The organism is Bradyrhizobium lablabi (assembly GCF_001440475.1).
Classification (GTDB): domain Bacteria; phylum Pseudomonadota; class Alphaproteobacteria; order Rhizobiales; family Xanthobacteraceae; genus Bradyrhizobium; species Bradyrhizobium lablabi.
Genome location: NZ_LLYB01000046.1, coordinates 279,556 through 293,290 on the forward strand (window position 1 = coordinate 279,556; position 13,735 = coordinate 293,290).

Annotated in this window: 13 protein-coding genes; 7 read left to right on the forward strand and 6 right to left on the reverse strand. The window is 64.4% G+C overall.

Features of this window, described 5'->3' with window-relative positions:
- Positions 1 to 105: 105 nt before the first annotated feature.
- Positions 106 to 1,692 carry a S10 family peptidase gene (locus tag CQ14_RS06980; protein WP_082649738.1) on the reverse strand — a complete coding sequence of 529 codons (1,587 nt, stop codon included), beginning with the start codon at positions 1,690 to 1,692 and terminating at the stop codon, positions 106 to 108.
- Between the two features lie 281 nt (positions 1,693 to 1,973).
- Between CQ14_RS06980 and CQ14_RS06985 the strand changes: the two genes are divergently transcribed.
- The 5 genes from CQ14_RS06985 to CQ14_RS07005 all read left to right on the forward strand — a co-directional run bounded on the left by CQ14_RS06985 (position 1,974) and on the right by CQ14_RS07005 (position 7,038).
- Entirely contained in the window at positions 1,974 to 2,642 is a 669-nt protein-coding gene (locus tag CQ14_RS06985) for a hypothetical protein (protein WP_057857174.1), read from the forward strand.
- Between the two features lie 49 nt (positions 2,643 to 2,691).
- Positions 2,692 to 4,821 (forward strand): adenylate/guanylate cyclase domain-containing protein, encoded by a 2,130-nt coding sequence (locus tag CQ14_RS06990; RefSeq protein WP_057857175.1) that lies wholly within the window; start codon positions 2,692 to 2,694, stop codon positions 4,819 to 4,821.
- Positions 4,822 to 4,945: 124 nt separating this feature from the next.
- Complete coding sequence (locus tag CQ14_RS06995; protein ID WP_057857176.1) at positions 4,946 to 5,725, forward strand: NAD kinase; 780 nt, start codon at positions 4,946 to 4,948, stop codon at positions 5,723 to 5,725.
- Between the two features lie 167 nt (positions 5,726 to 5,892).
- Positions 5,893 to 6,438 (forward strand): response regulator, encoded by a 546-nt coding sequence (locus CQ14_RS07000; protein WP_057857177.1) that lies wholly within the window; start codon positions 5,893 to 5,895, stop codon positions 6,436 to 6,438.
- A gap of 21 nt (positions 6,439 to 6,459) precedes the next feature.
- On the forward strand, positions 6,460 to 7,038 hold the full coding sequence (locus CQ14_RS07005) for an Hpt domain-containing protein (RefSeq protein WP_057857178.1): 579 nt from the start codon (positions 6,460 to 6,462) through the stop codon (positions 7,036 to 7,038).
- A 296-nt stretch (positions 7,039 to 7,334) separates the two neighbouring features.
- Here the strand turns inward: CQ14_RS07005 and CQ14_RS07010 are convergent, their stop codons facing one another.
- The 4 genes from CQ14_RS07010 to folE form a co-directional block, all read right to left on the reverse strand.
- Complete coding sequence (locus CQ14_RS07010; protein ID WP_057857179.1) at positions 7,335 to 8,510, reverse strand: DUF2336 domain-containing protein; 1,176 nt, start codon at positions 8,508 to 8,510, stop codon at positions 7,335 to 7,337.
- Positions 8,511 to 8,872: 362 nt separating this feature from the next.
- Positions 8,873 to 9,886 (reverse strand): transglycosylase SLT domain-containing protein, encoded by a 1,014-nt coding sequence (locus CQ14_RS07015; protein WP_057857180.1) that lies wholly within the window; start codon positions 9,884 to 9,886, stop codon positions 8,873 to 8,875.
- 145 nt (positions 9,887 to 10,031) lie between these two features.
- Positions 10,032 to 10,460 carry a phosphoribosyl-AMP cyclohydrolase gene (hisI, locus tag CQ14_RS07020; protein WP_057857181.1) on the reverse strand — a complete coding sequence of 143 codons (429 nt, stop codon included), beginning with the start codon at positions 10,458 to 10,460 and terminating at the stop codon, positions 10,032 to 10,034.
- 90 nt (positions 10,461 to 10,550) lie between these two features.
- Positions 10,551 to 11,273, reverse strand: a complete 723-nt coding sequence (folE, locus tag CQ14_RS07025; protein ID WP_057857182.1) for a GTP cyclohydrolase I FolE — start codon at positions 11,271 to 11,273, stop codon at positions 10,551 to 10,553.
- A 232-nt stretch (positions 11,274 to 11,505) separates the two neighbouring features.
- Here folE and CQ14_RS07030 point away from each other — a divergent pair, with 232 nt between their 5' ends.
- A complete protein-coding gene (locus CQ14_RS07030; protein WP_057857183.1) occupies positions 11,506 to 11,955 on the forward strand; it encodes an iron-sulfur cluster assembly scaffold protein in 450 nt (149 codons plus the stop codon).
- A 157-nt stretch (positions 11,956 to 12,112) separates the two neighbouring features.
- Here the strand turns inward: CQ14_RS07030 and CQ14_RS07035 are convergent, their stop codons facing one another.
- Positions 12,113 to 13,039 carry a COG3904 family protein gene (locus tag CQ14_RS07035; RefSeq protein WP_057857184.1) on the reverse strand — a complete coding sequence of 309 codons (927 nt, stop codon included), beginning with the start codon at positions 13,037 to 13,039 and terminating at the stop codon, positions 12,113 to 12,115.
- A gap of 236 nt (positions 13,040 to 13,275) precedes the next feature.
- On the opposite strand from CQ14_RS07035, the gene yidD reads away from it, so the two are divergent.
- Complete coding sequence (yidD, locus tag CQ14_RS07040) at positions 13,276 to 13,629, forward strand: membrane protein insertion efficiency factor YidD (protein WP_082649740.1); 354 nt, start codon at positions 13,276 to 13,278, stop codon at positions 13,627 to 13,629.
- The last annotated feature ends 106 nt before the right edge of the window (positions 13,630 to 13,735 follow it).

Sequence of the window (13,735 nt, forward strand, 5' to 3'; positions counted from 1 at the left end):
AGCAATCCATNNCGTTATGCCGTGAAATGGATTGCTTCGCTTCGCTCGCAATGACGAACAACAACAACCGGCGCAGTACATCACTGCGCCGGTTTTATTTTGCGCTCACTGCATCACCTTCTCGACTTCCGTGCGAAACGCCTGACGCGTGGCATCGCGCGAATAGAACATGTGGCCGCCGGGATAGACGACGAGCTTGACCCGGTCCGATCGCGCATAGGCGGGCAACTGATCGAGAATGACCTTCGAGGCGAAATAGGGCGTGGCAAGATCGAACAGCCCGTGGCTGACCAGCAATTTCATTTTCGGGTCGAGCGCCAGAATCTGGCGCACCTGCGAGACCGACTCGGCCGGTCCGCGGCCGAAATCCCAGGCCCGGTACACGGCCTCGTTGAGCAGGTGATACGAACCATCGGGGCGCCAGTTGAGCTTGCGCGTCGTGAGATCGACGGCCGCACTCGTCAGCGGCGCCATCAGGGAATCGCCGGACGGATCGCCGAAATGCGAATAGTTCGAATCCGGATAGGGATCGAGGCCCGAAACCGAGGCGTCATAGCGTCCCGTCACGCGGCCGTTGCTGCGGTCGAACTCCCGGCGGAATTCACCGATTTCAAAACGGCCGGCCAGCCTGCGGCTGACCGCCTGATCGATGCCGGTCAATGACGCCACCTTGTCGGCCAGCCGTGTCGTCGCCTCCTTGTCGGCCTGCCCCTTGACGAGATCGGTCAGGAATTCGCCCTGCGCGTAGCGCTCGACGTCGGCGAGATCGGCGCGCGTCACCGGCCCCTTGCCCTCTTCCTTGGCCTCGCGCGCCACCGCCGCCATGCTCGGCAACGTGTTCATGTATTGCAGCAGGCTCGAGCCGGAAAAGTCGCGGTAGTCGAACAGAGGTGAGACCAGGATCAGCCCGCGCACGCCGACGCCCTGCTGGGTCTGCAAATTGCGTACGATCTTCGGTCCGCGGATACCGCCATAGCTTTCGCCGGCGACGAACTTCGGCGACTGCAGGCGGTCGTATTTTTCCAGCCAGCGCCGGATCACGAGCGCGACGGCGCTGACGTCGCCGTCGACGGAGTAGAATCGCTTGCGCGCATCCTCGCCGGTGGCAACGAAGCGGCTGTAGCCGGTTCCGACCGGATCGATGAAGACGAGATCGGTGAAGTCGAGCCAGGTCTCGGCGTTGGGCAGCAGGTCGGGCGTTGCCGACGATACCGCGCCCTCACCCGTGATCGACACGCGCCAGGGGCCGGCGGCGCCGAACTGCAGCCAGGCCGAGGACGCGCCCGGGCCGCCATTGAACAGGAACGTCACCGGCCGGCTGGCGCGATCGGCGCCGTCGAGCTGGTAGGAGGTGTAGGCGATATCGGCCTGTGGTTCGCCCTTGTCGTCGAACAGCCGGATCGAGCCAGCGGTGGCGGAGAAGTTGAGCGTGCGGCCGGGCAGCGCCAGTGTCTGCCTGGTGGTGGAATCCGGCGGCAGGCGATGCTGTTCGGCCGACGCCGGCGGCGGCGCGGCGGTGCCCCGCCCGGCTCCACCCTTCTGGCCCGACGGCGACGGTGACGGCGTGGCCGCACTTGGTTCCTGCGAGGTTGGCGGACTCGCCTCCTCGGCGCGTGCGCCACCCACGCAACACACAACCAGAAGGATGGCGGCAAGACGCATCGGGCGCGCCGCCGTGAAACGAAAAGCCATGCCGTTTGCTCCCTGCGCGCGCCCCGCGATCCCGGATTCTACCGCGAGAGTGCGACAATGGGGCGGTGGTGCACAACACGGAGAAACCTCCCCGAAAATCACAATCCCGACAGCATCCCGTGAGAAAAAGGCCGCCACGTCTGTTGGTTGTCCCCGCCGGCCGTTAGGTGTTATCGGTCGGTTCCGCGGGCGTGTTTGCCCGGTATTTTTGATCCATCCATGAAACCATTCTGGCGCTGGTGCGACTAATGAACCTGCGCTTTTCAATGGGGTCCTAAAAAATGAAATGCACGATTGCTGTCTGTTTCGGCCTAGTGGCGCTGGCTTCTCCGGCGGCCGCAGAATCGCCGTCCGCGGTGGTCGAAGACGTTCAGGGCAAGGTCACGGGCGCGGAGTTCATGGACTATGTGACGCCCAAGGCCGTAATCAAGATCGGCGACGGCGGCTCCGTCATTCTCAGCTACCTGAAATCATGCCGACGCGAGACGATCACCGGCACCGGCACCGTCGTCGTCGGCACCGAGGAGAGCGCCGTTCACCTCGCCGACGTCAAGGCCGAGAAGACCAATTGCGATGCCAACCAGGCCAACGTGACCACGCGGGAGACCAGCGGCGTCGCCGCCACCGTGCTGCGCAGCGTCGACGCCAGCAAGGCGTCGTTGCCGCAACCGCAGCTCACGCTGTACGGCGCCTCGCCCTTGGTGGAGGCCAAGGGACGCGGCAAGCTGGTCATTCGCCGCCTCGACGTGCCGGATGAGCGTCAGGAGATCAGCCTGGGCGGCACCCAGCTCAAGGGACGGTTCGTCGACTTTGCCAGCGAGAACGTCGCGCTGGCGCCCGGCGGCCTCTACGCCGCCTCGTTCAAGTCGTCGAAGATCGTGTTCCGCGTCGATGAGCAGGCCAAGCCCGGCGCGACGCCGATTGTCGGCCGGCTCTTGCGGATGGAATAGGCGTGCCGGACCTTCCAGCTTGAGAGTAAGGCGCAGCACGCGCAACAGGATGGCGATCGCTGCCATCGCACTGATTTGCGCCGCCGCGTCGGTTTCTCCCGCGGCCCGGCCGATCCGCGGGCTCTCCATCGATATCCTCACGGCGCTGCGCTGGGATGTGTTCGGCAGAAGGCAGGATCCCGCCGCCTCACCTGCGGTCGTTGTCGCGATGGATGAGGAGAGCCTGCGTACCGCCCCGTTCAACGACGCGCCGATGCTGACCTGGACCGGCGAGATCGGCCGCGTGCTGTCGGCGACGCTCGAAGGCGGCGCCAAGGTCGCCGGCTTCGACATGGTGATCCCGAAATCGATCGAGCAGTCGGAGATACCGTTCGGCGAGGGCACGCTCGGCGAGAAGGTCCGCGGATTCGACCGCGACTTTCTTCGCGCGCTGGCCGGGGCGTCGGCGAACGGCAAGGTGGTGCTGGGAGAAGTCCTCGGCGGCAACCAGCCGGTCCGGCCGTCGCCGGGACAGCGCGTCGCTGTTCGCCAGCAGCAGAACATCCGTCCACTCAACGTCCACGTCGACAGCGACGATATCCTGCGGCGCATGCCGCTGAGTTTCGCCGTCAACGGTACGAGAGTGCCCACGATGGCGGTCGAGCTGGCCTCGCGGGCGCTGGGCGCGGCACCCGAATTCGACGAGCGCGGCAGGCTGACGCTCGCCGGCTACCAGGTCCCAGGCCGCGTGCCCAACACGATGACGCTGAACTTCGAAGGCGGCGGCGACGACATTCCGACCTTCACCTTTGCCGATCTGCGGGCCTGCGCCGTCAAGAACGACAAGGATTATTTCCGGCGCTGGTTCGCCGGCAAGGTGGTGATCTTCGGCACTGTCCTCGATATCGAGGACCGCCGCTTCACGTCCAAGCGCTTTGCCACCGGCATCGAAGGCGCGCGCGCCCCGCGCTGCACGAACGAGAGCACGCCGATCGCAGCGAGCTTCAAGAAGAGCACGATCGCCGGCGTCTATATCCATGCCACCGCCGTCAACAACCTGATCGCGCGCACTGGCGTGATCGAACCCGGTCCGCTTCCCCGCCTGCTGATCGCGACGCTCGTTGCCGCGCTCGCCGCGGCGGCCGCCTGGCGGTTTCGGCCGGTGATCGCCTTCGCGGCCTGGACGGGCATGATGGTGCTTGGCGTGGCGGTTGCGACCATCGCCTTCAACCACGCGCTGGCGCTGCCGGTGGTCGAGCCGTTCCTGGCCAGCCTTGCCGCGCTGTCCGCCACGATCGGCTTCCGCTTCGTCGTCGCCGACAAGGACCGCCGCCTCTTGCAGAAGAGTTTTGCGCTCTATCTCGCCCCGCACGTCATCAACCGCATGCTGTCGTCGAACAAATTGCCGGAGCTCGGCGGCGAGACTCGCAACGTGACGGTGTTCTTCTCCGACATCGAAGGATTTTCGCTGATCGCGGAAAAGATGTCGCCCGACGGCCTGATGGAGCTGATGAATGAATATCTGTCGGCGATGACCGATGTCATCGAGAGCCATGGCGGGTACGTCGACAAATATATCGGCGATTCCGTCGTGGCGGTGTTCGGCGCGCCGGCCGACGATCCCGATCATGCCGCCAATGCGGCGCGCGCCGCGCTGGACTGCTGCAAGCAACTTGCCGAGCTCAACGCTTCTTCCCCCCTTTTCCAGGAATACAGACTGGCGCAGCGGATCGGCATCAATTCCGGCGAGGCGCTGGTCGGCAATTTCGGATCGCGGCGGCGCTTCAACTACTCCGTGATGAGCGACGCCGTGAACCTGGCGTCGCGGCTGGAGGGCGCCAACAAATTCTACGGCACCACCGTGATCGCTTCCGAGACCACGGTTGCGCTGGCCGGCGAGGCCTTCGCCTGGCGCGAACTCGACGCCATCAGGGTCAAGGGACGAACCCAGGCGCTGAAAATCTACCAGTTGCTGGCGCTGGCGGCCGGGCTGACGCCCGCGCAGCAGACCGTGATTGCCAACTACGCCGACGGGCTCGTGCACTGGCGGGCCCGCGAATTCGAACGCGCCGCCGCGTGTTTCGGCCGGTCGGCCAATATCGACCGCCCGGCGTCGCTGTTTGCCGCGCGGGCCCGGGAATTGGCCCAAAACCCGCCGGGGCCGGACTGGGATCCGATCCGGACATTGCAGGAAAAATGACGTTCCGATGACCGCCGGTTTACGTTACCGGCGCGAAAGAACGTTCCGGCCATCTCGACAAGCCCCGACAAGGTGTATAGACGAGCGCGGCGCAATCCGCAGCCAGCTATGAGTTCGTCGTCCGATGGCCACCTCCAAGCGATACGACCGGATCGCCTTCGTCGCGAGCGCAAGTGCCGAGGCGCAAGCCGCGCTGGCGCAGCTCGTCAAGCTCTACGGCAACCACGCCTCCGCCGACGCCGACGTCGTGGTGGCGCTCGGTGGCGACGGGTTGATGCTGCAGACGCTGCACGCCCATATGCGCTCCGGCAAGCCAATCTACGGCATGCATCGCGGCACCGTCGGCTTTCTGATGAACGAATTCACCACGCATGATTTGCACACGCGGCTGGCGGCGGCGAAGGAATCGCTGATCAATCCGCTCTTGATGCGCGCCACCGACGTACATGGCGCGGTGCATTTGCATCACGCCATCAACGAGGTCGCGCTGTTCCGCCAGACCAACCAGGCCGCGCATTTGCGCATCCTGATCGACGAACACGAGCGGATGGCGGAATTGATCGCCGACGGCATCCTGGTGGCGACGCCCGCGGGCTCGACCGCCTACAATCTTTCCGCACAAGGCCCGATCCTGCCGATCAACGCCGCGCTGCTGGCGCTGACCCCGATCAGCGCGTTCCGCCCCCGCCGCTGGCGCGGCGCCCTGCTCCCGAACTCCGCCTTCGTGGTGATCGAGGTGCTCGAGGGCGAAAAGCGCCCGGTCGCTGCCGCCGCCGACCATGACGACGTGCGCGACGTCCGCCGCGTCGAGGTGCTCTCGGACAAGACGATCTCGATGCGGATGCTGTTCGACCCCGGTCACAGCCTCGAGGAACGCATCTTGCGCGAGCAGTTCGGATCCTGACGCCCGCCTGGTGACCGCCCGGTGACCTTGAACCGGGTTCCTGTCCGAAAAAAGTGGCGCCATCGGGTACTTGCGCGAGCCTGATAGATCCGCTTCTCAACCCTTCCTTAACGAGCGCCGCGATATGGTTAACACCAGTATACTGTTTTGCTGGGCCAGGCCGGACCATGTATCGCATCGACTTCAACAAGCTGCGATTTCTGATTTGCGACGACAATCCGCATATGCGCCGCATCCTGCGGACGCTGCTGCATTCGTTCGGCGCGCGCGAGGCCTATGAGGCCGAGGATGGCGCTACCGCGCTGGAAATGTACAGCCACTACGTGCCTGACATCGTCATCACCGACTGGTCGATGCCGATCTTCGACGGCCTCGAACTGGCGCAGATGATCCGGCAGCCGGAATCGAAGGGCAATCCCTACGCGCCGATCATCATGCTGACCGGGCATTCGGAGAAGCGCCGCGTGACCGTCGCACGCGATGCCGGCGTCACCGAGTTTTTGGCGAAACCGATCTCGGCCAAGGGTCTTTACCAGCGCATTCTCAACGTCGTCGCCAACCCGCGTCCCTTCATCAAGACCAAGACCTATTTCGGCCCCGACCGCCGGCGCAATATCAACAACGCCTATATCGGCCCCGAACGCCGCGTGGGTGGCGAGGTGGAAGTCATGCAACAGCCGTCGTTGCTCGACAAGGCGCGTTCCGCCGTCTAGCGCCGGCCCGGAGAGACCATCATGACGAAACAGAAGCCCGGGACGATACAGGTCAAGTCGTTTGGCGATCACCACGTGATCACGCAGCCCAATCCGCTCCGCAAGGTATTGTTGCGCGTTCCCGAATCCGACCTCGACGATCCCGTCGGGCGCGCGGAAAAGGCGCTCGCGGGACTGTCCGGCGAATTCAAGACCTGGATGGCGATCGAGGCCGACCGGCTCTCGGCCGCACATGCGGTCGTGCTCCGCGACGGATTCACCATTGAAAACCGCGAGGAGCTGTTTCGCGCCGCCCATGACATCAAGGGCGACGCCGCCACCTTCGGCTTCCCTTCCGCGGGTGCTGCCGCCGAAAGCCTGTGCCGCATCATCGAGCACGCACCCGATCTCGACCAGGTCCCGCCCGAGCTGATCACCCACCACATCAATGCCATTCAGGCGATCGTGCGCGAACGCACCAAGCTCGACACCGCCGTGATGGCGAGCAAGCTGAGCAAGCAGCTGCGCGGCGTGGCGGATGAGTTTCTGCTGAAGGTCAACCGCGACCGCCCCGAGCATCTCGAAGCGATCCTGGCGCCGAGCATCGTGCCGGCGGAGTAAGGTGCTCTCGCCCCGTCATTGCGAGCCACCGGGTGGCGCGAATGCGCGCCCGATGACAGGCTCCGCGAAGCAATCCATCGCGCCGCNACGCGGAGAGATGGATTGCTTCGTCGCTTCTGCGCAAAATTGCTCCGCAATTTTGTCGCGAGCTCCTCGCAATGACGGTGAAACAGCAACTACGCCGCGGCCAGAAGACGTAGGGTGGGTAAAGGCGCTCTTGCGCCGTGCCCACCATCCTTGCGCGGCTAGAAATGGTGGGCACGCTTCGCTTTGCCCACCCTACGAAATCTCGAACCTTACGCCGCGATCAGATCGCGCACGGGAGGCACGAACGCTTCGTCGGCGACCAGTTCCTCGCAGAACATGCGGGCTTCTTCGCGCGCGGATTCAGTCGCAAAGCGCCGCAGCAGGATCAGAAGCGGCTCGGCGGCCTGGCGGTCGGTCTCGCAATAGGTCAGCACGCGCTCGACCATGCGGCGGCGCAATCTGGCGGCACCGCCGACCGTATCGACAAAGCCGGTCTCATGGCTGACCTCCAGCGCGATGCGGAAGGCGCCGAACGTCGATTCGGGGAACCCGGCGCGGATCAGCAGCGCCTGCAGGCTGGCGCCGCCGCGGTCATGCAGCAGCGCGGTGACGCGGGACAGCGGCAGATCGGCGAGTTCGGCCAGCGACGCATCGAACAGGTCGAGATTGCCTGACAACAGCGCGCGCAGGATCAGGCCGGCGGTCAGTTGCCCGGTGGAGCGCAGGTGCCGCACCAGGCCGGCCATGTCCTCGCCGCGCGAACGCGCCGCGATGTTCACGGCCGAGCGCTCGCGCGCTTCGCTCGCAAGCCGCCCTGCCCGGTCGGCGCTCAGCCAGTTCCGCGCGACGACGAATTGCGCCAATGTCTCGGAGAGTTTGGCGACCAGCGCCGCGCGGGTGGCGGCGGGCAGGCCTTCCAGCACCAGCATCGATTCCCTGATCGCGGCGAGATGGCCGTGACGTTCGACGATGCGGTCCCAGGAAAACGGCGCCAACTCGGCATAGGCGTTTTCGATCAGTTCGAGCGCTGCGGCCGCCGAACCGACTTCGGCTATCGCGGCAGAAACCGAGGACGGCAAATGGAGGCGGCGCGCGATGGCGCATTGCATGTCGCTGTTGCCGGTGGCGACGATGTCGACGAGGTCGGCATCGATCAGAAGCGGCGAATGTTCGAGGACGGGAAGCGCGATCGAGGGTTGATCGAGCGCGAGCGCCTGCACGATGGCGGCCGGCGCATCGGAACTGCGCGCGAAGACTTCGGCCATCGCCTGCCGGACCAGCGGCGACGGATCATCGAGCAGCATCAGAAGCGCGCCTTCGGCGGCGATGCGATCGTCGTCGCTGAGATCTGAAATCAACCAGGCCCGCGCCAAAGCCCGGGTCGCCTCTGCCCGCTCGCCTGCCGGAGCGGTACGAATCCAACTGATGAACTGCCGAACAATCATGGTCCTGGCTACGCAACCTCAAACGACACCGGAACGCGATGCCACTATTAGAAAAAATAAACCATGACGCTTAACAAAGGGTTCACCATAAACGGCTGGTTTTATTGACGTTTTATTAAGAGCGAGGCAACGCCTCGTTAATGTTTTGATACCGCGCCGCGATAATGGATCCTTTCCTCTCGCGGATTTCCGGCGGGGAATCCCGCGAAGGAGCCCTGCTCCATCACCAAACTGCTTCGTGTTTTCCGGTGAACAACTCAGGCTTGACGCAAGCGGACGAAGAAATCCGATAGCCCCATCGTGACAGGCACGTCCGAAAGCCTTCGTATCCTGGATTCCATCCGGACACCGTCCTCTGCCGGCTAGCTTGAGAAGGTACCGTTGCGGTCGCTGAAGAGATCGAGCCTTCCGGGTGCGCGGACCTCGGGCTTGTGTCCGGACAATGCCGCACTCGCTGACGCAACTGACGAATTGCTGCCCCACAATTCCTGCACCGCCGGCGAGATCGGCTGCGTGCGTTCGCCGGCCTGAAACAGCGAGCGGAAGATCGGCTCTGTCGATGCCGAGGCGGTCTGCGACGTTGCTGCAACCGGCGTCACCGCGCGTTGATCCGGGAAGCTCGACAGATAGGCAGCGTTGTCGATCGCCGTCGTAGCAGGTGTGGCGCTCGCCACCGTGACGCGCCGTGGCAGGTCACCGCCGGCGGCCGCCATCGCCGTCTGTGTCACCGGCGAATTGGCGGCGGCGGCGTAACGCGTGCTCAGCACCGAATAAACCTGGGAGACGCTGCGCGGCTGCCCGGCGCGGTCATAGAAGATCGACTGGTTGGCCGCCGCAGCGTTCGGAAACATTCGCACGGCGGAGGCGTTCGGATTGTCCTCGGCGCTCTGGATCAATTTGCCGGCGCCGCCGACGCCCATGAAATGCGCCATATAAAGTTCGGCATCGGTCGGACGGCGGCCGATCTTGCCGGTCAGCTTGAAACTGTTGGATTGCGTCAGCACCCCCGCCATCGCCGAAGCAGCTTCGGGATCGTCGCGCAGCCGCATGATGGCGGTACGCGCGGTCGGATCGTCGACCGAATAGCGGCCGTCGGAATTCTTGGTGATGGCGTCGGCATATTTGTCGTAGCCGAGATGAGGTCCCGCCTCCTTGACCGTGCCGAGCCAGGTCTGGTCGATGAACTGAAACAGCCCGCGCGCCGACGAGGTGGTGGCCGCCGCCTTCGGATTGAAATTGGATTCCATCTTCGCGGTGGCGAGCAGGTATTCGAAGCTGGCGCCGGTGGTCGAGGCCGCCTGCTTGATCGAGCCCGCGATCTTCGCGCGCGTGGGGTCGACACCTGCCGCCGTAGCGCTTGTTGTGTCGACCGCCATGTCTCCGCTGCCCCGCTCCTCGCGAAACCTCGCGCGGGCTCATAAGGCCCTGGCAATCAGGGCCTATACGCGGGCGAGACTGCGGCAATTATGGTTAATGGCGGGTTAAGGGCGCTCGTGCCGGTCATTCCGGGAATGCCGGGGGTCACTTGCGATAAACCTGCGCCGGATCGAACTGCCGGTCCGCATCGACGAACGACAGCCGCGCACCGCCGTCGGCCGCATCGACCTTGCGGTAGAAGCACGAGTGCCGTCCGGTGTGGCAGGCGGCGCCGGTCTGCTCGACGCGGATCCAGACCGCGTCCTGATCGCAATCGGTGCGCATCTCGACCACACGCTGGGTCTGCCCCGACGTCTCACCTTTTCGCCACAACGCATTGCGCGAGCGGCTGAAGTACCAGGCTTCCCCTGTCGCGATCGTCTTGCGCAGCGCCTCGTCGTTCATGTGCGCGACCATCAGCACGCTGCCGGTGGCGGCATCGGTCGCCACGCAGGTGACAAGACCGGACGCGTCGAATTTGGGCTGAAATACCAGCCCTTCCTCGCGCTCATTGATCGTTGTGGATGTCGACACGGATAGCCTCGCGGAAATCCATAGCGTTTTCGAGCGAAGTGGATGCCCGGTTCGCGTGAAGAAAACGCGTCAAACCAATCGAAGACGAGGTTACCGGTTCGGTCCTCGCACCAGGGACAGGAAACGCTGCTGCTCCGCCGGATTGTCGCGGAACATGCCGGTAAACCGGCTGGTGAACGTCATCGCGCCATGCTTGGCGACGCCGCGCACCGACATGCAGGTATGCTCCGCCTCGATCAGCACGGCAACGCCGCGGGGCTTCAGGACCTCGTCGATCGCGGCTGCGATCTGGGCGGTCAGATGCTCCTGGGTCTGCAGGCGACGGGCGAAGATATCGGTCAGGCGCGCCAGCTTCGACAGGCCGACCACGCGCTCCACCGGCGTATAGGCGATATGCGCCCTGCCGTAGAACGGCATCATGTGATGCTCGCACTGCGAGGTGAATTCGATGTCGCGAACCAGGACGAAATCGTCATAGCCGGCGGTCTCGCCGAAGGTGCGGTCCAGCACCTCGGCCGGGCACTGGTGGTAGCCCTGATAAAGTTCGTCGAAGGCTTCGACCACCCGGCGCGGCGTATCCAACAATCCCTCGCGGCCAGGGTTCTCGCCGATATAGCTCAGCAGCGTGTGCACGGCGTGTTCGGCCTCGGCGCGCGACGGGCGCGGCAGGTCGGCGCGGACGGCGGCGGCCAGGAATTCGGCAGGATCGAGCTCCGCGGGGCGGGTTTCCGGCGCGACATCGGGCGACTTCACCTCGGAAGGCTTGGCGTCAGCAGGCTTGCCAGGGCGGAGGGATTTGATCAGTGCGTCCATGTCTTCTCCGTTCGACCGGCCCACAAAGACCGGAGTGTCACCGGGCAGACGGGGCGGTTTTACCGCCGGGCGCCTGAGTCCCATTCTCAAAACGCAGGCGACCGGACAGGTTTCCATGTCGGGCCGCCTCGGCAAACGGCCGGGCTGTTTTTCCGCCGTTCCTGTCCATATATAGGACGGTGAAACCCAGCCGCCAAGGGCGCTCGCATGGCCGAGCCCGGGACCCGGATCTATGCTGAACGACATCTACAACAAGCGGATTATCGAGCTTGCGGGCAATATTCCGCGTCTCGGACGCCTCCCCGACCCCCACGCCAGCGCCACCGCCCACTCCAAACTGTGCGGATCGACCGTCAAGGTCGACCTCAAGATGGAAGGCCCCGTGGTTACCGACTTCGCCCATGATGTGAAGGCCTGCGCGCTGGGGCAAGCCTCCTCCTCGATCATGGCAAGTCACGTGGTCGGCTCGACGGCTGACGAGTTACGTGAGTTGCGAGAAACCGTACGCAAGATGTTGAAGGAAAACGGCGGTCCGCCGCAGGGCAAATGGGCCGACATCGCGCTGCTCGAACCGGTCCGCGACTACAAGGCCCGCCACGCCTCGACCATGCTGACCTTCGACGCCGTGGTCGACGCCATCGGCCAGATCGAAGCCCGGAACAAGCAGCCGGCGCAGGCGTAGGTCCCCGCCCAGCACAATCCTGTCATGCCCGCGAAAGCGGGCATCCAGTACGCCGGGAATTCTCGATCATTCACAGCCGCCGCGGCATACTGGATCATCCGCCCCAGTGCGCAATTGCGCACAAGGCGGATGATGACACCGTTTGTTGGGATACGGCCTACTTCTGCGGCTGGGCCGGTTGCGCCGGCGCGGTCGCATTGCCGCCGGTTGGAACCGCGGCCTCGGCGGTCTTGGTGGACTTGCCCTGCTGCGGTTGCGCCTCGCCCTCGACGGCGGAGCTGACGAAGCGATCCTGCGGCTTGGCGGGCTTCGCCTCGGCCATCGGCACGGACGAATTGTCCTGCGGGAACACGTCGGCGAGCGCGTCGGTCGTGACGAGATTGCTCAGGCGCAATTCGCCGCGCGACAATTCATGCAGATCTTCCCACGGCGGCACGCTGAGGGCGAGCGACAGCAAATCGCCGCTGCCGCCCATGTCGAAGGTATATTTGGTGAGCCGGCCGATGTCGCGCTGCACGATCATCAGATCCTGCGCGGTGTAGCTTGAGGCCTTGGCGTCGTCGGCGCGGTCGCCCATCCAGATCTGATGGACGCGAACATGCGCGGCCGGCGGCACATAACGGGTTTTGCCCGACAGCAGCAGGAACACGCACATCGACTCGCAATAGGCTTCCGGCGTCACGCTCGTGCGCTCGCCTTGCGGGCTTTGCGTGCGCACGGTGGCGCCGACCGTCGTCAGCGCGCCGAGACTGCGGAACTTGCGGCCGAGCGCGATGGAATCGTTGACCGAGCCGCCGCTGGAATCCAGCACGATGGTCGCGCCGGCCAGTTGGCGATTTTTGGCAAACTCGTCGAACTCCCGCGGACTTTCCGACGTGACGATGCCGACGGCCGAGACCCAGCCCCTGCAATCGGGCTGGCAGGCGTTCCACTTGAAATGCATCGGCTGCTTGCGTTCTTCGAGGACGCCGCCGGCATACGCCGAATTGCCCAGCGTCGTGATCGCGCCCGGCAATGCGAGACAGAAGGCGGTAGCGCCAAGAAGCGCCCAGCCGCGAAATTTCAGCGACCTTGCAAACCTCAATTTGGTTCCTTCCCCCAAGTCCTGTCTACGAATCTCGGCAACAGCCCCAGTTTAGCGCGAGACGATTCTGTCTTCGATCCGTATGAAAACGGTAACTGCACTGACATGTCTCGTCCATTATACCTTGGCTTGTTGCGGTGCCGCGCGGTGCGATAGTTGCGAACTGTGGCGTAAATATCTGCAAGCCTTGGGTTCCTTGCTTGGGAACTCCCGCAAAAATACGTACATAGTACAGCATGGAGCCTGCAGAACAGTCATCGTCATCACACAAACGATGCACGGATTGTGCCAACGGAGTCTCCCGTTTGCCACGCAACGCCGGGCGCGCGCTGATCTGGATCTACCGGCACACGCTGTCGCCGCTGGTCGGCTACAACTGCCGGCATCTGCCGACATGTTCGGTGTATGGCGACGAAGCGATCGAGCGTTTTGGTCTGTGGGGCGGCGGCTGGATGACGCTGGCGCGTATTCTGCGCTGCCAGCCCTGGGGAACGTCCGGCATCGACAACGTGCCGCTCACGGCACCGCCGGGCGCGCGATGGTATCTGCCGTGGCGCTACGGACGCTGGCGCGGCGTCAATCCTTCGTGAGTACGACGCGCTAAACCGGGACGACTTTTCTTCGAAATGTCATCCCGCTTCATCCTTTTATTTGAGCATGATCTTCGCGCAAACGCGTTCGCGTTTGTCGCGAGGG